Origin of the sequence: Hymenobacter lapidiphilus, assembly GCF_003417065.2 — a bacterium.
GTDB lineage: Bacteria > Bacteroidota > Bacteroidia > Cytophagales > Hymenobacteraceae > Hymenobacter.
Map to the genome: position 1 here is coordinate 74279 of NZ_QVLT01000017.1, position 19650 is coordinate 93928.

Here is a 19650-nt window from a genome sequence, read left to right on the forward strand (position 1 = left end):
ACTGGCGTTGGATAGCGTGCGGGGAAGGGTTACCTTTACGGATTGCCATAACTTTGCACATCTTCCGGCGGTTAAGTTCGCAATCATACCCGTCGTTTCCGTTTCACATTCAACCCGTTCCCTCGTGGATCTATTTGAAAAGATTGCCGCCAACCGCGGCCCGTTGGGCACCCACTCAGCCTACGCGCACGGCTATTTTGCTTTTCCTAAGCTGGAAGGCGAAATCAAGCCCCGCATGATATTCCGCGGTAAAGAGGTACTTACCTGGAGTCTGAACAATTACCTGGGCCTGGCCAACCACCCCGAAGTACGCCGCGCCGATGCCGAGGCCGCCGCCGAATTTGGCATGGCCCTGCCGATGGGCGCGCGCATGATGTCGGGTAACTCCAACCTGCACGAGCAGCTGGAAAACGAACTGGCCGACTTTGTGGCCAAGCCCGACTGCATGCTGCTCAACTTCGGTTATCAGGGCGTGGTGTCGATTATCGACGCCATGGTGGGCCGCCACGACGTGATTGTGTACGACGCCGAGTCGCACGCCTGTATTATTGATGGAGTGCGCCTGCACGCCGGTAAGCGCTTCGTGTACGTGCATAACGACATGGCCGGCCTCGAAAAGCAACTTGAGCGGGCCCAGCGCATCATCGACGAAACCGGAGGCGGTATTCTCGTCATCACCGAGGGCGTTTTCGGCATGTCGGGCAACCAGGGCGACCTGCGCGGCGTGCTTAAGCTGAAGGAGAAGTTCCAGTTCCGCCTGTTCGTAGATGATGCCCACGGCTTCGGCACAATGGGCGCTACGGGCGCCGGAACGGGCGAAGAACAGGGGGTGCAGGACGGCATCGACCTTTATTTTTCGACCTTCGCCAAGAGCATGGCCAGCATCGGCGCGTTCGTAGCGGGCCCCGAGAACGTAATTGAATATTTGCGCTACAACATGCGCAGCCAGATTTTCGCCAAAAGCCTGCCCATGCCGCTGGTAGTGGGGGGGCTGAAGCGCCTGGAGCTGCTACGCACCAAGCCCGAGCTGAAGGACAATCTCTGGACCATTGTGCGGGCCCTGCAAAGCGGCCTGCGCGAGAAAGGCTTCAACCTCGGCACTACCTCCTCGCCCGTAACACCGGTAATGCTGGCCGGCCAGATTGGCGATGCGGTGCAGATAACCTTCGATTTACGCGAGAATTACGGCATTTTCTGCTCTATAGTGGTATATCCGGTGGTGCCGAAAGACGTCATCATGCTCCGCCTTATCCCAACGGCCGTGCACACGCTCGACGACGTGGAGCAGACGATCAAGGCCTTCGAAATTGTGCAGGATAAGCTGGCCAAAGGGCTTTATTCCAAAACTGAAGCGCCTGTCTGGCTGACAGAGTAGCTTCGCCCCGCCTAAATGCAAAAGCCAGCTTCTACCCCGGAAGCTGGCTTTTGCATTTAGTACTTTTTAAAGACAGGCTTGCCGCTCTTCGGGGTCATACAAGTGGGGTATTGGACTAAAAAGGCCTTCATGAGGCCGTAGTGGGGGTTTGAGAAAAAAACATCGCGACTTGCTTGTATTTGAAATCCCTGTATATTGGGACCGAATCTTTTCTCTTCCACACCACATACCCCCTCCCAAATGAGCAATTTTAGCAAACTGAAGGACCTCGTGATGTCGCTCGAAGGTGACTTCGAGAAATTCTATGACAAGCAGAACTCGGCCGCCGGTACCCGTGTGCGTAAAGGCATGCAGGAGCTGAAGAACATGGCCCAGGAAATCCGCACCGAGGTGCAGAACAAGAAGAACGATGCTCCAGCTGCTCCGGCTGCTGCGGGTGCCAAGAAAGCTGCTCCGGCTGCCGCCAAGAAGGCTGCTCCTGCCAAGAAGAAGTAAGTAGCCCGGCCGCTTTGCGGCCGTTGGTATACCTAAAGAGCCCGCCGATATTTGGCGGGGCCTCTTTTTTGTGCTTCGAGTTTTGTGGATAGTGATTAGGCCGGTACCTGACCGCTTCCAGGCACTAATCAAGCTACACCAGCTTCAGCAAGAAGTAGTTCTTCTTGCCCTTCTGGGCCACGATGTACTGGCCCAGAAGGGGCGTTACGTCGGCGGCCAGTTGTTCGGGATTGGCCTTTTCGCGGTTCAGGCTCACACCGCCGGCCTGCATCATTTTGCGGGCCTCGCCTTTGGAGGGGAAGATGACGCCGCCGGTGGCCTCGCTAAGCAGGCTGATGACGTTCATTTCGGCCAGGTCGGCGCGGGGCACTTCTACCTGGGGTACGCCGGCGAATACGTCGAGTAGCGTAGCCTCATCGAGGGAAGCCAGCTCGCCGCCACCGAACAGCACCTGCGAGGCGGCCAGGGCGGCTTCGTAGGCCGTAGCGCCGTGTACGCGCGTGGTTACCTGCTCAGCCAGGGCCTTCTGCAGGATGCGTTTGTGCGGCGCCTCGGCGTGCTCGGCTTCCAGGGCCTCAATTTCTGCTTTGGTGAGCAGCGTGAACACGCGGATGAGTCGGGGCACGTCGGCGTCGGCGGCGTTGAGGAAAAACTGGTAGAACTGGTAGGGGCTGGTCAGGGAGCCGTCGAGCCAGACGGTGCCGGTTTCGCTCTTGCCGTATTTGGTGCCATCGGCCTTGGTGATGAGCTGGCCGGTGAGGGCGTAGGCTTTGGCGGGCTGTTGCGCGCCTTCTGCCAGCTCGCCGCCCATGCGGCGGATGAGCTCGGTGCCGGTCGTGATGTTGCCCCACTGGTCGGAGGCGCCCATTTGCAGGGTGCAGCCGTAGGCGCGGAACAGGTGTACGAAATCGTAGCCCTGCAATAGTTGGTAGCTGAATTCGGTGTAGCTGATGCCGTCGGCGCCCGAGTTTTCGTCGCCGCTGATGCGGCGCTTCACCGAATCCTTGGCCATCATGTAGTTCACCGTCAGGTGCTTGCCCACTTCACGCAGGAAACCCAGGAAGCCGAAGTCCTTGAACCAGTCGTAGTTGTTGACCACCAGCGCCCCGGTGGGCGAGTCGTCGAAGACCAGGAACTTCTCCAGCTGCGCTTGGATGCCGGCCTGGTTGCGGCGCAGGGCTGTTTCGTCGAGCAGGTTGCGCTCGGCCGATTTGCCCGAGGGGTCGCCAATCATGCCGGTGGCGCCGCCTACCAAGGCCATGGGCCGGTGGCCGGCGCGCTGCAGGTGCACCAGCAGCATAATGGTGGCCAGGTTGCCGATGTGCAGCGAGGGCGCAGTCGGGTCGAAGCCGATGTAGCCGGTGATGGGCGCATTCTGGCGCAGGTGCTCGTCGGTGCCGGGCATCATGTCGTGAAACATGCCGCGCCAGCGCAGTTCTTCAATCAGGTCCAAAGCGTGAATGAGTGAATGAGTGAATGAGTGGAGCAAAGATACTGTCATCCTGAGCATGTTGCGCTTGGAGCAAGGACGAAGGACCTTATCACGTAAAACGACTTGTTGTGGCGTGATAAGGTCCTTCGCAAGCTCAGGATGACAGTATCTTTGCCTCACCCATTCACCTATTCATCAACTCACCCATTGAACGCCTCGCCCGACGAAATCCTGGCTCAGCTTAAGCAGCGGCAGTTTGCGCCCGTGTACTTTTTGCAGGGTGAGGAGCCGTACTACATCGATTTGCTGGCCGGCCTGCTCGAACAGCACGTGCTGCCCGAGGCCGACAAGGGCTTCAACCAGGTAGTGATGTATGGCAAAGACACCGACGTGGCTGGTATTCTGGGCCAGGCCAAGCGCTACCCCATGATGGCCGAGCGCTCGGTAGTTATCGTGAAAGAGGCCCAGGCCGTGGCCGACCTGGAAACCGAAAAGGCCTGGCCATTTCTGGAAGCCTACCTCAAAAACCCGCTGCAGAGCACCGTGCTGGTGTTCTGCTACAAGCACAAAACCCTCGACGCCCGCAAGAAGCTGGGCAAGCTGCTGGCCGGCGACAAAAAAACGCCCGCTCCGGCCGGCACCGTGCTGCTCACCAGCAAGAAACTCTACGACAACCAGGTAGCGCCCTGGCTCAGCCAGTACGTGCGCAGCAAGGGCCAGCAGATTACGCCCCAGGCCACCAACATGCTGGCCGAGTACATCGGCGGCGAGCTGAGCCGGCTGACCAACGAGGTGGATAAGATGCTGCTCAACCTGCTGCCCGGCCACAGCATCGACGAGGACCTGGTGCAGCGCATGGTGGGCATCAGCAAGGACTACAACATCTTCGAGCTGCAGAGCGCCCTCGTGCGCCGCGACGTGCTCAAGGCCAACCGCATCCTGATTTACTTCGAGGCCAACCCCAAAAACAACCCGATTATCCCCAACCTCACGCTGCTGTTTAACTTCTTCTCGCGGCTGCTGGCGCTGCACCAGCTGCCCACCGTGGCGGAGGCCGACTGGTTGAAAATGGGCCTGCGCTTCCCCATCCAGCGCCGCGACTACCAGACCGGCCTCAAGGTGTTTGACTTCGGCCGCTGCCGCGACATCGTACACCTCATCCGTCGCGCCGATGCCCAGAGCAAAGGCATCGACTCGGGCTCGATGACTGATGGCGAAATCCTGCGCGAGCTGGTCTGGCTGGTGCTGCATCCCGTGCCGCTGCACGCCATAACGGGGTAGAGGGGCTGCAGACAACGCCGCAATTGGCAGCATGTGCTACCTTGCCGGCCGTTGCAACCGGTTCTAATCCGCCACTCCGGCGGGCGTGTGCAACGCGCCCCAGCCATGCAGGTTCTCGATATTATTGCCATTTCGCCCCAGGAAACCTTTTTGGTAGGTTATCCAACCCAAACCATGCAGCCCGGCCCCTGGGAGCTGCGGCGCAACGGTGAGCTGGTGGCCACCGTGGACGTAACCGGCCAGGCCGCAACCGAAGCCGACCAGAAGGGGAAGCTCGCCCCGCCCGGCGTGGTGATGTGCCGCGGCAGCATCGACAAGAAAAACTTCGATTTCGCCCGTGACGAGGTGACGCTGGTGCTGCCTGCCACCCAGCCCGGTCCCTAATACACGTAGCTATGCGCGTTTTTATTCAGAAAGGCTCCGATGGGGAATGCCTCAATGTAAATGGATTCACGGCGCTGGAAGGCTTCCGGCTGATGGGCTGGGAAATCGTGCCTTTTGTGAGCGATGATGTGTTTCTGCCCGACCATGCGCCCGATGAGGTAGTGGTGAGCCACATTGATAGGGTGCAGCGGGCCTTGCGCGACCTGGGCCGCGAAGTACCCGCCGAGCTGGGCTACCCCGAGGTATTGCAGCCGTTCCTGGGGCGGCGAATCTGGCCTGGTACCATCAACGCCGTAGCTACCGACCCCGGCCAGTGGCCGGTGTTCGTGAAGCCCCGGTACTCGGCCAAAAAGTTTACCGGTGTACTCGTGCAGCGCCTGCCCGACCTGCGTGGCTGCGGCGACCAGAGCGAGGATACGCCCGTCTGGTGCTCCGAGCCGGTCGATTTCGTAGCCGAGTGGCGCTGCTTCGTGCGCTACGGCCGCATCCTCGACGCCCGCCACTACCGCGGCGACTGGCGCGTACACTTCGACGCCCAGGTAGCCGAGCAGGCCGTGGCCGCCTACGCCGCCGAAGCGCCCGCCGGTTACTCGCTCGACGTGGGCCGCACCGCCGATGGCCGCACGTTGCTGGTGGAAGTCAACGACGGCTATTCGCTGGGCGCCTACGGCCTCACCCCGCTGAGCTACGCCAAGCTGCTTTCGGCCCGCTGGGCCCAGATGACAGGTACGACCGACTACTGCAACTTCTGACGGACTCAGAGAACCGGCTCAAGTAGCTGTTTGTACGGTGCGGCGGGTGGTGTTAAGTGGCGGAAGCGGCTTAAGTAGTGGCGTAAGGCGCAGGGACGGGTACGGGCAATGGCCGGCAAACAGCGCGGGCCCCGGGTACGCGTTTTCAGGGCCGTCCCAAAAAGTTTACTACTGCCCGGTTGAATGCTGCCGGGACTTCCTGGGGTGCGTAGTGGGTGGCGTTGGGTAGAATCAGCACTTCGCCCTGGGGCAGGCTGCGGGCCAGCTGGCGGGTGTGGGCTTCCAGCACCACGTCGTGCGCGCCGGCCACTACCAGCACCGGGGCCCGGATGCCGGCCAGCTGGGCGAAGCGCATGCGCGGCTCCTGGAGCAGCAGCCGGAGCAAACGAACGGAGTTGGGAGCCTGCGGGTCGGGGTGGAGCTGGGTCTGGCGGAGCTGCTCGCGGAACAGCAGCAGGTAGTCGGGCTCGATGGCGGCGGGGAAGAGGTTGGCGCCCATGAGCACGAGGCGGCGCACGGCGGCGGGGCGGGCCAGCGCCAGTGCCAGGGCCGTGTTGCCCCCGTCGCTCCAGCCCAGCACATCCACCGGGCCCAGGTGCAGGCTGTCGAGCAACTGGGCCACATCCTGGGCAAACAGCTCGTAAGTGAAGTCGGCGGTGGTGGCATCCTGGCTGCGGCCCTGGGCTCGGGTGTCGAGGGCCAGCACGTCGTAGTGCCGGGCCAGCGCGCCCAGCTGGTGGCGAAACGCGGCTATCGACTGGCCGTTGCCGTGCAATAACAGCAGCGGAGTGCCGTGGCCGTAGCGTTCATAATAAAGACGGCCGCCGCGCACCGGTAGGTAATATCCGGCCGCCGGATTCTGGCCATAGGGCACCGAATCGTGCGCGGGCAGCTGGGCAGCGGCGGCTGCCTGCTGCTGCTCCAGCGCCATAATGCGTTGCAGGTAGCGGAGGCTGTCGGGCAGCGGTACGGCCGGCTTGGGAGCAGCGGCCGGAACCATCGGGCGGCCTTTCTGCGGGTACTCATCAAGCACCAGCTGCAGGCTGAGGTAGCCGGGCGTGGATTGCCAGCGGGCCTGGCTTTTGTCGCGGGTGAGGATGGCGTGGCCCGGTCCCGGCACGGCCGACAGCGCGAAGCCCGTGGCACTATCGGGGCGGGCTTCGCTATGTAGCCACTGAATGGTGGCCGCCACTTCGCGCCGGTTCTGGAAGTAGAGGCGGTAGGGCTCCAGGTCAATTTCCACCCAACCCCGGGGCTGGGTTACGGTGAAGCGGATATCCTGGCTCAGTAACGGCTGGTCGGGCAGGCCCCGCTGTACGCCGTACAGGTTCAGGCGGAAGGTAACGGACTGAAAGCGGTTGAAGGCGACGTGCAGGCGCAGGGTGCGCAGGTGGCAGTCGGGTGGCAGGGCCAGCAGGGTGCCCTGTTCTTTGGCCCGCTCGTCCTGGCCCGCGCCGGGCTCGGTGTAGAGGCGGGCCGTCATGAAACTGGAGCTGCCGGTGCGGCCCGTGGTGCGGGTGCGCACCTTGCCCGGCCGCACCGTAACGGCCGCCAACGCCACGGCGGCGGGCCGCAGCCGCACCGTGGCCCCGGCAGCCGGTGGCCCGGTGGCGGGCACTTCGGCAGTGGCATAGCCCACGCCCGAGGCCAGCACCCGCGCCGAGGCCGCTACTGAATCGGGCAACAGAAAGGCAAACCGCCCCGCCGAATCGGCCACCGTGCCAAAGGGCCGGCCGGCCACGCCCACCGAGGCAAACGGTACCGGCAGGCCCGTGGCAGCATCGAGCACCTGGCCGTGCAGGCGGGTAGTTTGGGCAAAAGCGAAGGGGCCGCAAAGCAGCAGGAGCAACAGCGGAAGCCAGATGCGCATAGCAGGACAAGGAATGTATTGCAGGCTGGAAGAGTCCGCGCCGATACGTAAGGTTGTCATGACCCGGGCCGCTTTTCTATCAGCAGCCCACCCCGTGCCCCGGTCAGCTATTCGCAGGAAACGGCTACAACAAGCAGAGATATGACTACGGAGGGCAGTAAATGACCGGCGACCTTTGTTCAGTAATTGGAAAGCGAGAACCAGCGGCGGTAGCCGGAGTACTTTCAGGTCCTAAACAGTCATGCTATGAAAAACGAGTCCCCACATAAGGTGAATAGCATCTCGGCCTATCATCAACTGATGGGGCTGCCCCGGCCGGAGCATCCGCTTATCAGCGTGGTGCGGTTTGAAACCATCACCCATTCGGCGGCCATGACCAGCGCGCCGCTGCTCAATAACCTCTATTCTATTGCGCTGAAGAAAAACTTCAACGGCAAGCTCAAATACGGCCAGCAGGTGTACGATTTCGACGAGGGCATGATGGTGTTTATGGCTCCCGGCCAGCTCCTAGGCATTTCTGCCGATGAAACCCTGCGCCACACGGGCTGGCTGCTGCTGGTGCACCCCGATTTTTTGTGGAATACGCCGCTGGCCAAAACCATCCAGCAGTACCCGTTTTTCAGCTACGCGGTGCACGAGGCGCTGCACCTGTCCGAGAAAGAGGAGCACATGATGACCGAACTGCTCCAGCGCATCGGCCAGGAGTACCACGGCGCCATCGACTCGTTCAGCCAGCGCGTTATCGTGGCCCAGCTGGAGCTGCTGCTCACGTATTCCGAGCGGTTTTACCAGCGCCAGTTCATCACCCGCAAAATCGCCAGCCACCAGCTGCTAACTCGCCTGGAAGACCTGCTGACGGCGCATTTCGATGGTGAGGCCCTGGCTCACGAGGGTCCGCCAACCGTGCAGGCCATTTCCGACCAGCTGCACGTGTCGCCCAACTATCTGAGCGGACTGCTGAAGAACCTGACCGGCCAGAGCACCCAGCAGCATATTCAGGATAAGCTTATCGAAAAGGCCAAGGAAAAACTGTCTACCACGGATTTGTCGGTGAGCGAAATTGCCTACGCCCTGGGGTTCGGGCATTCGCAGTCGTTTAGTAAGCTGTTCAAGACCAAAACGGCCCTTTCGCCGCTGGCTTTCCGTAACTCATTTAACTGAATCACTTCCCCTCCATCGTATGAAACTAGCCGCCAAAGGTCCTCTGCAACCCCCGCCCGTACTGTCCGGGCCGGGCCAGCAAACTGCCGAAATCATTCAGTCGTGGCCGGCTATTATTGCAGCCACCCACTGGGATTTCTACCACCGCACCCGCGTCGATGGAGCCGATTTTTACGTGGGGGAGGCCGAGCTGGGCCATATTCACCTAAACGGCGAAGTGCACTTGGCCGCAACTCCTGCCCTGGGCCTGCCGCTGCTCAAGCAACACCTGGCCAGCCCGTTGCCCTACGGTCAGGGGCCCGGCGACTGGGTCTCGTTTATGATTCGCACCGCCGCCGATGCCGACCACGCCACCTGGCTGTTTCGGCTGAACTACGACCGGCTGCGGGGTACCGCCGTGGACGTGCTAATCGAACGCCTGCGGGCCGTGAGCGGCAAATCATAGCTGCTTTAAGTTGCAACCCAGGCGAAATTTTGCTCTGTCAACGAAGCTGTTTACAAAGTACCCGGAGTCAATCAGACCGTCATGCCTCATCTGGTGTCCGCCTGTCAAGCATCTCTACCGCTTCCTCGCAGTCGTTCAACGAAGCAGTAGAGATGCTTCGACAGGCTCAGCATGACGGTCTTTCAACTTTGTAAACAACTTCAACCATATCACCACCACACCCCCTCATATCATGCTCGTCATCACCGGAGCCAACGGCCAATTAGGAGCCGCCATCATCGAAAACCTACTGCGCACCATGCCCGCCAGCCAGTTGGTGGCCACCACCCGCGAACCCGAAAAATGCGCTGACCTGGCCAAACGGGGCGTGCAAATCCGGGCGGGCGATTTTGGCCAGCCCAAGACGTTGCTAACCGCCTTCGCGGGGGCCGACCAGGTATTGCTGGTTTCTGCCAACAAGCTCGGAGAAGAGGCCCGGCAACTGCACCGTACTGCCATTGAGGCGGCCGGGGCTGCCGGGGCCGGCCGCATTCTGTACACCAGCCATATGGGCGCGCGGGCCGATTCGCCGTTTGAGCCGGCCCAGAACCACGCCGCCAGCGAGGCCATGCTGGCCGGGCAGCGGGTTGCCTACACCTCGTTGCGCCACGGTTTTTACGCTGAGAGTGCGCTGCACATGGTGGAGCACGGGCTGCGCGAAGGCGTGCTGCGGGTACCCGAAGACGGCCCCGTGAGCTGGACCACCCGCGCCGACCTGGCCGAAGCCGATGCGCTCATCCTGGCCCAGCCCGGCCGCTTCGGGGGCCTCACCCCGCCACTCACGGCCCTCGAAGCCATTACGATGGCCGACATGGCCGCGCTGGCCTCGGAAGTATCGGGCCGCGAAATCCGGCACGTAACGGTGACGGACGACGAGTGGAAGCAGGCAGCCGTGGCGCGGGGTACGCCGGCCCCGGTGGCCGAGCTGCTGCTGGGCACCTTCCGGGCCGCCCGGCGCGGCGACTTCGCGGCCACCGACCCCACGCTGCAAACTCTGCTGGGCCGTGCCCCGCAAACGATGCGCGAGGTGCTGGCCGGCTTTCTCAAGCCCATGGAATCGTAGAGAATAGCGCCGGCCCGGCCGGCTGAACCTCGCTACCAGAAACCAAAGCCCCCGTTCGGATTTTCCGGCGGGGGCTTTTTTCTGTAAATCTGAAGTTCAACAGCGGGAAGTAGCGCGCTACTTGTGGTGGCATTGTAGCCTAGTACCGTTCCTCCCCGCGCACCGAACTCAGCTCAATCAGATACTCGCAAGCCTGGCGAAAAACGTCCTGCTCGTCGGGGCTCTGGCGTAGTACCATGTGGTAGCCATTGGCCCGATGCGCCTCCAGCAGCCATTCGGCTCCGTCCAGCATACCGGGTCGCGGCTGACAAGCAGCTAATTGCTGAAAGCGGCTTGCTAGGAGTAAACGCTGGAATTGCTGCCACTGCTCCGGCGAAACGGCTACCGTAGTCTCTTCTGCCTTCACTTGTCTGGCCCGGCGCTTGCCCTCGGCTACTTGCTTTTGAAACCTTGGGTCAGCCATGGTCTCATGGTAGTATTTCCAAGCGCTTCTCCGTGCTTTATCGGATGCTCTTGGCGACAAGCTGTCAGGGTGAAATACGGTTAATGTGCTAAAGCCGGGACTTTTATCCAAAATTTGCGTGTGCAGAGTAGTTCCGGCAGAGTCACGGTGTAGTGTGAGCAGCACGGGCCGGTGGCAAGACCGCCGCCATAGAAACCGCACTATATCGGCTTCAAGGAAATAGTTGGAGAGAACAGGTGCCTCAAAATAGGTAAGCGCATAAGACGCACTATGTAATTCATAAGCGCAGTCCGCAAATCGAATGTCAGTATTAGCCCGTACAGAAGGCCTTTTCTCTTCAGGTAAATAGGCGTCGTGCAGTGAGTCGGCAGCCGGGAAGTAGAACGTCATCGAATCCCGTGGGTGGCCCTGGGCATCGGAAACCGCCGGATTTTGCGGGTAGGGGCCGGGGGTAGTGGGAGAGCCACAGGCGGCCAGCAGCAGAAACGGGAAGAGGAAACAGACGCGGCGCATAGGCAGGAGGGTATGATACAGCTGACGGAGCACAAGGTAATGTTGCCTTTCCAGCACACCAAACTACCCGCCCGCCGCGTTAAAACCAGTGAAAACGCCCATTCCGGGGCAACCCCGCCCGACTTTTCGCTACTTTTGGGTTCCTCCCGGGGCTGCTGGCGGCTGCCGGGGCCCTTTCCGCGCAACGACTTCTGATGAACCTATTTCCCCGTCTGGCGCTGGCCGCCACGCTGAGCGCCGCTGCCCCGCTGGCTGCCCTGGCCCAGCAAACCCAGGTATTTACGTCCGATGAACGCTTTTTCCAGGAAGGCCTGGAGCTCTTCGACAAGGGCAAGTACGGGGCCGCCCAGCAGGCGTTCCGCCAGTACCAGGGCCAGGTAGAGCGCCGCACCGGCCAGCTGGCCCCCGGCCGCCTCGCCGAAGCCGAATACTACGACGCTGTGGCCGGCCTCTACCTGCTGCACCCCGACGCCGAAGACCGGATTCTGTCCTTCGCGGCCAACAACCCGGCCCACCCCAAGGCCAGCCAGGCCTACTTCGAGCTGGGCCGCTTCTACTTCAATAAGAAGGACTACGTGCGGGCCATCGACTACCTGCAGAAGGTGGGGCCCGACAACCTGAGCGAGGACCAGCGGGCCGAATCGGAGTTCAAGCTGGGCTACAGCTACTTCGCCCAGAAGGAGTTCGACAAGGCCCGCCTGCAGTTCGACCGCAACAAGGCCGGCAACCACCAGTACCGCTACGCCAGCGCCTATTACGCCGGCTACCTGGCCTACCGGGCCGGCGACTTCGAGGGCGCCCGACGCGACCTGGCTGTGGCCGAGCAGAACGACGCCTACAAGCCCGTGGTGCCCGCCCTGATGGCCCAGATTCTGTATAAGGAAGGCGACTACGACGGCCTGATTGCCTACGCCCCCGAGGCCCTGCGCCAGACCCCGCCGCCCCAGAGCGCCGACGAAATCCAGCTGCTGCTGGCCGATGCCTACTACCAGAAGCAGGATTTCAAGGAAGCTGCTCAGTATTTCGATAAGTACGCCACCGGCCGCAAGAAGATTGAGCCCGAGGTGCAGTACAAAATCGGCTACGCCAACTTCCGGCAGGATGACTTCAAGGGGGCCATTGCCAGCTTCAAGGGCGTGGCCGCCCGCCGCGACTCGCTGGGCCAGAACGCGGCCTACCACTTGGGGCTGAGCTACCTGAAAACCAACCAGAAGCAGCTGGCACTAAACTCGTTTGGCGCGGCCCGGCAGCTCACGTTCGACAAGAACATCACCGAAAACGCCACGCTCAAGTACGCCCAGGTGAACTACGAGCTGGGCAACGGACCCGAAACCATTGCCGCTCTTCGCGACTTCCCGAAGCGGTTTCCGCGCTCCAAAAACCAGCCGGCCGTCGATGATTTGCTGAGCGAGAGTTTCCTGAACTCCTCCGACTACGCCCAAGCCCTGAGCTACCTCGACAAGCTCGACGACCGCAGCGCCAAGCTCAACGCCACCTACCAGCGCGTGGCTTTTCTGCAGGCCGCCACGCTCTACAACGACAACCGCTACCAGGAGGCCCTGCCGCTGCTCGACAAGAGCCTGCGTTACCCCGAAGACGACGCGCTGCGCGCCGCTGCGCAGGTGCTCAAGGGCGACATCTACTCCTACGGCCAGCAGTACCCGGCCGCTATTACGGCCTACCAGGCTGCGGCTCGCACCAGCCGCCGCGCCGCCGATACCGACTACGACCAGCAGGCCCGCTACGGGCTGGGCTACGCCTACTACAACACCAAGGACTATGGCCAGGCCCGCCAGCAGTTCCAGGCCTGGCTGCGCGACCCGGTGGCCAAACCGGCCGACGCCAACTACTACGACGTGACCCTGCGCCTGGGCGATTTGGCCTACCTGGCCAAGCAGTACCCCCAGGCCCTGGAGCAGTACGACAAGGTGATAAAGGCCAACGCTGCCGACAAGGACTACGCCTACTACCAGAAAAGCGTGGTGCTGGGGCTGCTGGGCCGTCGCGACGAAGCCGCTGCCACCCTCAGCACGCTGCTTAAAACCACCCCCGGCTCGCGCTACGCCGACGACGCGGTGTACCAGCAGGCCCAACTCGATTACGAGGCCGGCGACTTCCAGGCCGCCGTCAATGGCTTTTCGCGCCTGATTACCAACCGGCCCAACTCGCCGCTCATTCCGCAGGCGCTGCAGAAGCGCGGCATTGCCTACCAGAACCTTAACCAGCATGACAAGGCGGCCGACGATTTCAAGCGGGTGCTGCGCGAGTTTCCGCGGACTAAGTCGGCCCAGAGCGCCATTTACAGCCTGCAGGAAAGCCTGAGCGCGCAGGGTAAAACGGAGGAATTCGACCAGTATCTGGCCCAGTTCCGCCAGCAGAACCCCGACAGCAAGGCCGCCGAAAGCGTCGAGTTTGAGGCCGCCAAGTCGCTTTACCTGGCCGAGAAGTACGCCCAGGCCATTCCGCGCCTCGAAGGCTACCTGAAACAGTACCCCAGCACCGTGCTGGCCGCCGACGGCCGCTACTTCCTGGCCGACTCCTACCTGCGCACCGACCGCAAGGCCGAGGCTCTGCCGCGCCTGAAGGCGGTGGTAGAGGAAAACAAGAGCGAGTTTGTGAACCGGGCCGTAGGCCGGCTGGCCGACCTGGAGTTCGAAAACAAGAACTACGCCGAGGCCGCCAAGTACTACGCCCGCCTGCGCGAGGTGTCGCAGAACAAGCGCGAGGTGGCCAACGCGGGCATCGGGTTGCTGAAAAGCAGCTATGAAGCCGGCGACCTGGAAACCACCCGCCGCGTGGCCACCGAGCTGCAAACCCAGGGCGGGGCCGCCCTGAACGCCACCAACCTGGCGCTGCTCTACCTGGGCAAGGCCAGCCTGAAAGCCGGCGCCCTCGACCAGGCCGCCACCGAGCTGAAAGCCGCCGCCACCACGGCCAAGGACGAGAGCGGGGCGGAGGCCCAGTACCTGCTGGCCCAGACGCTGTTTCAGCAAAAGAAGTACCCCGAAGCCCTCGACGCCGCCTACAAGAGCAACGCCGACTTCGCCGGCTACGACCTGTGGCTGGGCCGCGCTTTCCTGCTGATTGCCGACATCTACAAGGAGCAGAACGAAATCTTCCAGGCCCGGGCCACGCTCAATTCCATTATCGACAACAAATTCCCGGTGGCCGAAGTGATAGCCGGTGCCAAGCAGCGCCTCGCCGCCCTGCCCGCCGACACTACCACCCCGGCGGCCCCCACCACGCCCGCGCCCACCGGCAAAAGCACCCCCAAAACCACCAAGCCCAAAGCCCCCGCCCGCAACTCGCTCACGGCCCCCGCAGACACCACCGCCACGCCCCGTTGACCGGCGTAGAGACGCGACCCTCCGCGTCTCGTCGTTGAACAATCTAGCTGAACATAGTCCCAAACGTATCTCCGCTTAGCGAGCCGTTCAACGGCGAGACGCGAAGGGTCGCGTCTCTACATCGTTGGTTCAGGTACGCCAGTACATCAACTTAGAAATCAGTAGTAAATAGGAGAGGGGTAGAGGGTGAGAAGGCTGCCCGAACAGTGACCTAATCATCCGAACCCTTAGCCCCCAAGCCCCCAACATGACCCATAAACTGCTGGCCGCTGCCGCCCTGCTAACCGTTGCCGCCCCGGCCTTTGAGGCCCGGGCCCAGAGGACGCCCGGCAAGATTGAGGACGCCGAAATCGAGATTGTGAAGGAGCGGGTGAACGAGTTGCCTACGGCCACCCGCAACTTCGAGAAGGTGAAGATTGAGGCCCCGGCCAAAACGCCCGCGGCCCCCAACTACACCTACCCCGACTTCCGGCTGCCGGCCGATAAGCTCAACCCGACGGTGCGCGTGCTCACCATCCGGCAGGAGCAGTTACCCGAGCTGAGCGGCAACTACCTCAAGGCCGGCATCGGCAACTACGGCACCGCCTACGGCCGCGCCTACCTGCACAACAACCGCTTGGAAAACGCGAGCTACGGCCTCGATTTCAAGCACCTCTCGTCGAGCCGCGGCCCGGTTGACCGCGAGAACTCGCGCCAGAGCCAGACCAGCCTGGGCCTGAACGGCGAAACCTACAGCGGCCCGCTGGTGCTGGGCGCCAAAGTGAACCTGGGCCGGGAGCGGTACAATTTCTACGGCTACAACCGCAACGTCATCGAGCTGCCCGAGGCCGACAGCCTCAAGCAGGTGTTTAAGCGGGCCGGCGTGCTGGTGTACGCCCGCAACCGCGCCCGCGACGCGGCTTTCCAGTACGATTTGGGCCTCGGATACAACTATTGGTCCGACGCGTTCAAGGCCAGTGAAAGCAACGTGTACGCCACGCTGCGCTCGACCTATAAGCTGACAGAAGCCAGCCGCGTGCGCGTCGATGGCGACGTGTCGTTCATCTCCCACAAGGATTCGATAACCGATACCCGGCCCTTCTTCCAGGTAGCGCCGGTTTTCGAAACGACCCTTAACCGGCTGGCCCTGCGCGTGGGCGCCACGCTGGGCTACACCGGCGACACCATTAACGACGCCCGCCAGTTCAACGTGTTTCCGGCGCTGCGGGCAGCCTATACCGTTACCGAAGACAAGTTCGTGGTGTATGCCGGGCTGGGTGGGGGCATCCAGCGGGTTACGATGTACGACCTGAGTACCGAAAACCCCTGGCTGGCGCCCAACGTGCGCGTGGCCGACACCCGCCGAGGCCCTACGCTCTACTTCGGCTTCGATGCTACGCCCGCCCGCGCCCTGGAGGTGAAGGCCCGCGTAACGCTCTCCAACGACCAGAACCTATACTTCTACAACAACTCGGCCCGCGACACCACCAAATTCGAGTTGGTGTACGACCGGAAATCAACCCAGCTTTTCAACCTGCACGGCGAGGTGCTATACAACGGCGCCGAGAAGCTGCGCCTGGGCCTGAAGGCCGATTACAACGGCTACAACGTAAAAACGCTGGCCCAGCCCTTCCACCGGCCCAAGTTCCAGTCGGCTCTGTTCGGCTCGTATAATTTCTACGACAAGCTGCGGGTAGGCGCGGAGTTGTATACGCTGAGCGCCAGCTATGGCACGGGGTTGCGCTCCGGCGGCGCTTTCCCCGGCGGCAGCCTGACCCGCGAAGCCCGCCTCACCGACACCGTAATCGACCTGAACCTGCGCGGTGACTACCAGCTGACGGAGCAGTTTTCCATCTTCGTGCTGGGCAACAACCTGCTGGGCCGAAGCAATATACAGTACCTCAACTATCCGGTGAAAGGCATCAACGTGCTGGCCGGCGCGAGCTACCAGTTCTAGCGGCCCGTTGCCGAAAAAGCGGCATATCAACTCATCATTCCGTACATTTCGGTTTCTGTTTCCTGCTCCGACCGACTCCCTACCTATGCTAGCCGACCATATCCGGGCCCTGCTCCAGCACCACGACTGCGTTATCATCCCTGATTTTGGGGGCCTGATTGCCGACTATGCGCCGGCCCGCATCCATCCGGTGCGCCACACGCTAACGCCGCCGGCTAAGCGCGTGGCCTTCAACCAGAGCCTGACCCGCAACGACGGCCTGCTGGTAGATGCGCTGAGCCAGCGGCTGGGCGTGAGTCCGGTGCAGGCCCGCGAGCTGGTGCAGCAGGCCGTGCAGTGCATGCAGCAGGAGTTGGCCGCCGGCAACCGCACCGAGCTGGGGGGAATTGGCAATTTCAAACAGGCTCCCGGTCGGGGCCTGGAGTTTGAGTACACCGGCTCCGAAAACCTGCTCGGTGCCAGCTTCGGGCTACCCGAGTTGGTGTCGCGCCCGGTGCGGGCCACCGATGCGCTGCTGGCCCGCGAGCGGCCCACGGCGGCCCCGCAGCTGCGCACCCGCCGCCTCGGCTGGGTATGGCGCACGCTCGGCGTTACGGCCATTGTGGGTCTGGTCCTGTCGGCCAACTATATGTTTGCCGACCTGACTGGCTACCTGCCCGACGCCCTGCGGGGCCAGTCGGTGGCGGGTCCTACTGCCCCGGTGCCCGCACCGCGTCAGCAGGCCAGCCTGAGCAGCGCCGCCACCCGCCTGACGGAAAGCCCCACCGCGGCTCCGGCCACCGATGAGTCGCCTTCCGCGCCCACCGCTGCAGCAGAAGCTCCGGCCAACAAACCCGCTCCGTTGACCGCTGTGGCTCCGACCAGCAAGGCCGCTGCCGCGGTAGTCGCCACGCCCGACCAGGGCACCAAGCCGGCCGCCCCGAAAGCCGCCGCCAAGCCTAAAGCGAAAGCTCCGGGCTGGGAGAAGGCCGCCGCCACCAATGCAACCGCCGGGGCTTCGGCGGCGACTGTTAGTAAGCGTACGGGCCGTTACTATGTAATTGCCGGTTCGTACACCACGTTGGTTAATGCCGAGAAGGGCCGCCAGGCCCTGGTGCGGATGGGCCACCCGGCCCGCGTGCTGCTGCCCGCGCCCGGCAGCCGGCAGTTCATGCTTTCGGCCGCCGATTTTTCCGACCGCACCTCCGCCGACCGTCAGGCCAGCATCCTGCGCAAGCGCATGGGCGACCTGTGGATTAAACAGTATTAAGATAAGTGCTTAGTTGATAGTGCCTAGAAACTCGTCATCCTGGAAAAGCAGTGCGTTTCCCAAGTCAGCCTACGTCAGCACGACGAACCGGCTGCCGGGGAAACATACTGGCTTCGTCAGGATGACGTTCTTTTACGGCCTGCCTAACCGCTAAGCATCCATCTCCATCAGCCTACGCACTCTCAACCAAGCACTACGCCCTAACGAATGACGCTTCTGTCTCTGTTTCTGCAACTTCAGGTGGGCGACCCCACAGCAGTGCCTGCTGGCTCGCCCGCGGCCGCCGATTCGGCCGTAACTGCCGCCAACCAGGCCGTAGCCGAGGCCTCGGGCCTCTCGCTGATTGACCTGATAATAGCCGGTGGCTGGATTATGGTGCCGCTGTTTCTGCTGCTCTTCCTCACGATTTACATCATGCTGGAGCGCTACCTCACCATCCGCAAGGCCGGAGCCGTGCCCGAGTCGTTTATGCCCGGCATTGGCAACCTGATGGTGAAAGGCGACCTGCAAGGGGCCAAAATGCTGTGTGCCCAGAACCCCACGCCGCTGGCCCGCATGATTGAGAAAGGCATCCGGCGGGTGGGCCTGCCGCTGAGTGAAATTGAAACCAGCGTGGAAAACGTGGGCAAAATTGAAATTGCCCGCCTCGAAAAGAACATCAACGTGCTGGGCATCGTGGCCGGCATCGCGCCCATGCTGGGCTTCGTCGGCACAATTATCGGCGTAATCAAGATTTTCTACGCCATCAGCTCGACCGGCGACTTTGGTATTGCCCAGATTTCGGGTGGCCTCTACACCAAAATGGTGACCTCGGCGGCCGGCCTCATCATCGGCATCATCGCCCACATCGGTTACCACTGGCTCAGCATTATGGTCGAGCGCATGGTGTTCCGCATGGAGCACTCGGCCGTCGAGTTCATGGACATTCTGCAGGACAACTAGAAGTTTTGAGCTGTTAGCTAGTAGCTGTTAGCCGTTAGCCTGATGTTCAGGCAACAGGGTAGCAGCTACTGGCTAACAGCTAATAACTCTCAGCTAACAGCTTAAAAAATGAATCTCAGCCGGCGCCGTAAGCTTTCATCCCACGTCGAGACCAGCTCGATGAACGACATCATGTTCTTCCTGATGCTGTTCTTCCTGATTGTGTCGACGATGGTGAACCCGAACGTGATTAAGCTCATGCTGCCCAATGCCCGCTCGGGCAAGCAGGCCATGAAGCAGCCCATCACCATTTCGGTTGATGCGGCCGGCACCTACTTCCTGGACCGTACGCCTATTACGGCCACCGAGCTGGAGCCCGAGCTGGCCCGCCGCATCACCGGCCTCGAAAGCCCCACCGCCGTACTACGGGTAGATGCTTCGCTGAACGTTCAGAAACTGGTCGACATCCTCGAAATCGGAAACCGGCTCAAAATCAAAATGGTGATGGCCACCCAGGCCCAGCAGGGGAAATAATTTTTAGGGCTTAGGTGTTAAGGTTCAGGTTGTTCTAAGACCTGAAATGAAGCCTTCCCAACCAAGCCCTGATACCTAAACCCTAAGCCCTAACGAAATGGAATACCGCGAAGAACACCGGCGCGAGGCCCTCATCGGAACCGTGCTATTTCACGTGGCCCTGGCGGTGCTGTTCTTTTTCGCCGTGTTCAAGGGGCCCGACCCACCGCTCGACACCTTGGGGGGTGATGGCGTAGAACTGAACTACGGGGTGGATGAGGTCGGCTCGGGTGATATTCAGAGCCAGGCCCCGGCAAACGAGTCGAAGAACCGCGAGGACAGCCGCCCGCCCGCCGCCCAGCCCGACCCCACGCCGCCCCAGCCCACCGCCCAACCCGACCCCACGCCCGC

At 62.1% G+C, this 19650-nt stretch carries 15 protein-coding genes and 2 pseudogenes; 14 read left to right on the forward strand and 3 right to left on the reverse strand.

Annotated elements, in window-relative coordinates; translation table 11 throughout:
* The first annotated feature begins 124 nt into the window (after positions 1–124).
* Positions 125–1375 (forward strand): aminotransferase class I/II-fold pyridoxal phosphate-dependent enzyme, encoded by a 1251-nt coding sequence (locus D0N36_RS11690; protein ID WP_116941637.1) that lies wholly within the window; start codon positions 125–127, stop codon positions 1373–1375.
* Positions 1376–1615: 240 nt separating this feature from the next.
* A pseudogene (locus tag D0N36_RS11695) lies at positions 1616–1783 on the forward strand (histone H1); the annotation flags it as partial.
* Positions 1784–2003: 220 nt separating this feature from the next.
* On the opposite strand, the gene tyrS reads toward D0N36_RS11695, so the two are convergent.
* A complete protein-coding gene (tyrS, locus tag D0N36_RS11700; protein ID WP_116941643.1) occupies positions 2004–3323 on the reverse strand; it encodes a tyrosine--tRNA ligase in 1320 nt (439 codons plus the stop codon).
* 186 nt (positions 3324–3509) lie between these two features.
* Here tyrS and holA point away from each other — a divergent pair, with 186 nt between their 5' ends.
* The 3 genes from holA (at position 3510) to D0N36_RS11715 (ending at position 5719) form a co-directional block, all read left to right on the forward strand.
* The gene (holA, locus tag D0N36_RS11705; protein ID WP_190242638.1) at positions 3510–4583 is read left to right on the forward strand and encodes a DNA polymerase III subunit delta; all 1074 of its coding nucleotides are present in this window, start codon (positions 3510–3512) and stop codon (positions 4581–4583) included.
* Positions 4584–4688: 105 nt separating this feature from the next.
* Positions 4689–4967, forward strand: a complete 279-nt coding sequence (locus D0N36_RS11710; RefSeq protein ID WP_116941646.1) for a hypothetical protein — start codon at positions 4689–4691, stop codon at positions 4965–4967.
* Positions 4968–4978: 11 nt separating this feature from the next.
* A complete protein-coding gene (locus D0N36_RS11715) occupies positions 4979–5719 on the forward strand; it encodes an ATP-grasp domain-containing protein (RefSeq protein ID WP_116941649.1) in 741 nt (246 codons plus the stop codon).
* Positions 5720–5864: 145 nt separating this feature from the next.
* Here the strand turns inward: D0N36_RS11715 and D0N36_RS11720 are convergent, their stop codons facing one another.
* Positions 5865–7589, reverse strand: coding sequence for an alpha/beta fold hydrolase (locus D0N36_RS11720; protein ID WP_190242639.1), 1725 nt, complete (start codon positions 7587–7589; stop codon positions 5865–5867).
* A 246-nt stretch (positions 7590–7835) separates the two neighbouring features.
* On the opposite strand from D0N36_RS11720, the gene D0N36_RS11725 reads away from it, so the two are divergent.
* The 3 genes from D0N36_RS11725 to D0N36_RS11735 all read left to right on the forward strand — a co-directional run bounded on the left by D0N36_RS11725 (position 7836) and on the right by D0N36_RS11735 (position 10297).
* Positions 7836–8750: a helix-turn-helix domain-containing protein gene (locus D0N36_RS11725; protein ID WP_116941653.1), complete on the forward strand. Its 915-nt coding sequence runs from the start codon at positions 7836–7838 to the stop codon at positions 8748–8750.
* Between the two features lie 19 nt (positions 8751–8769).
* Positions 8770–9195 carry a luciferase domain-containing protein gene (locus tag D0N36_RS11730; protein ID WP_116941656.1) on the forward strand — a complete coding sequence of 142 codons (426 nt, stop codon included), beginning with the start codon at positions 8770–8772 and terminating at the stop codon, positions 9193–9195.
* Between the two features lie 232 nt (positions 9196–9427).
* Positions 9428–10297 carry an NAD(P)H-binding protein gene (locus D0N36_RS11735; RefSeq protein ID WP_116941658.1) on the forward strand — a complete coding sequence of 290 codons (870 nt, stop codon included), beginning with the start codon at positions 9428–9430 and terminating at the stop codon, positions 10295–10297.
* Between the two features lie 139 nt (positions 10298–10436).
* Here the strand turns inward: D0N36_RS11735 and D0N36_RS11740 are convergent, their stop codons facing one another.
* A complete protein-coding gene (locus tag D0N36_RS11740; protein WP_190242640.1) occupies positions 10437–10589 on the reverse strand; it encodes a hypothetical protein in 153 nt (50 codons plus the stop codon).
* Between the two features lie 878 nt (positions 10590–11467).
* Here D0N36_RS11740 and D0N36_RS11745 point away from each other — a divergent pair.
* The 6 genes and pseudogenes from D0N36_RS11745 to D0N36_RS11770 all read left to right on the forward strand — a co-directional run.
* Positions 11468–14620, forward strand: a complete 3153-nt coding sequence (locus D0N36_RS11745; RefSeq protein ID WP_116941664.1) for a tetratricopeptide repeat protein — start codon at positions 11468–11470, stop codon at positions 14618–14620.
* 247 nt (positions 14621–14867) lie between these two features.
* Entirely contained in the window at positions 14868–16556 is a 1689-nt protein-coding gene (locus tag D0N36_RS11750) for a TonB-dependent receptor (RefSeq protein ID WP_116941666.1), read from the forward strand.
* A gap of 85 nt (positions 16557–16641) precedes the next feature.
* Positions 16642–17805 carry an HU domain-containing protein gene (locus tag D0N36_RS11755; RefSeq protein WP_116941669.1) on the forward strand — a complete coding sequence of 388 codons (1164 nt, stop codon included), beginning with the start codon at positions 16642–16644 and terminating at the stop codon, positions 17803–17805.
* Between the two features lie 207 nt (positions 17806–18012).
* Positions 18013–18747: a MotA/TolQ/ExbB proton channel family protein gene (locus D0N36_RS11760; protein ID WP_116941671.1), complete on the forward strand. Its 735-nt coding sequence runs from the start codon at positions 18013–18015 to the stop codon at positions 18745–18747.
* Positions 18748–18855: 108 nt separating this feature from the next.
* A complete protein-coding gene (locus tag D0N36_RS11765) occupies positions 18856–19260 on the forward strand; it encodes an ExbD/TolR family protein (protein ID WP_116941673.1) in 405 nt (134 codons plus the stop codon).
* 97 nt (positions 19261–19357) lie between these two features.
* Positions 19358–19650: pseudogene (locus D0N36_RS11770) on the forward strand (hypothetical protein); the annotation flags it as partial.

What these genes read in the sequence shown, in the direction of transcription:
- D0N36_RS11710 (WP_116941646.1), top strand. Translation starts at nt 4,689, where the DNA reads ATGCAGGTTCTCGATATTATTGCCATTTCGCCCCAGGAAACCTTTTTG.
- D0N36_RS11715 (WP_116941649.1), top strand. Translation starts at nt 4,979, where the DNA reads ATGCGCGTTTTTATTCAGAAAGGCTCCGATGGGGAATGCCTCAATGTA.
- D0N36_RS11720 (WP_190242639.1), bottom strand. Translation starts at nt 7,589, where the DNA reads ATGCGCATCTGGCTTCCGCTGTTGCTCCTGCTGCTTTGCGGCCCCTTC.
- D0N36_RS11725 (WP_116941653.1), top strand. Translation starts at nt 7,836, where the DNA reads ATGAAAAACGAGTCCCCACATAAGGTGAATAGCATCTCGGCCTATCAT.
- D0N36_RS11730 (WP_116941656.1), top strand. Translation starts at nt 8,770, where the DNA reads ATGAAACTAGCCGCCAAAGGTCCTCTGCAACCCCCGCCCGTACTGTCC.
- D0N36_RS11735 (WP_116941658.1), top strand. Translation starts at nt 9,428, where the DNA reads ATGCTCGTCATCACCGGAGCCAACGGCCAATTAGGAGCCGCCATCATC.
- D0N36_RS11740 (WP_190242640.1), bottom strand. Translation starts at nt 10,589, where the DNA reads ATGCTGGACGGAGCCGAATGGCTGCTGGAGGCGCATCGGGCCAATGGC.
- D0N36_RS11745 (WP_116941664.1), top strand. Translation starts at nt 11,468, where the DNA reads ATGAACCTATTTCCCCGTCTGGCGCTGGCCGCCACGCTGAGCGCCGCT.
- D0N36_RS11750 (WP_116941666.1), top strand. Translation starts at nt 14,868, where the DNA reads ATGACCCATAAACTGCTGGCCGCTGCCGCCCTGCTAACCGTTGCCGCC.
- D0N36_RS11755 (WP_116941669.1), top strand. Translation starts at nt 16,642, where the DNA reads ATGCTAGCCGACCATATCCGGGCCCTGCTCCAGCACCACGACTGCGTT.
- D0N36_RS11760 (WP_116941671.1), top strand. Translation starts at nt 18,013, where the DNA reads ATGACGCTTCTGTCTCTGTTTCTGCAACTTCAGGTGGGCGACCCCACA.
- D0N36_RS11765 (WP_116941673.1), top strand. Translation starts at nt 18,856, where the DNA reads ATGAATCTCAGCCGGCGCCGTAAGCTTTCATCCCACGTCGAGACCAGC.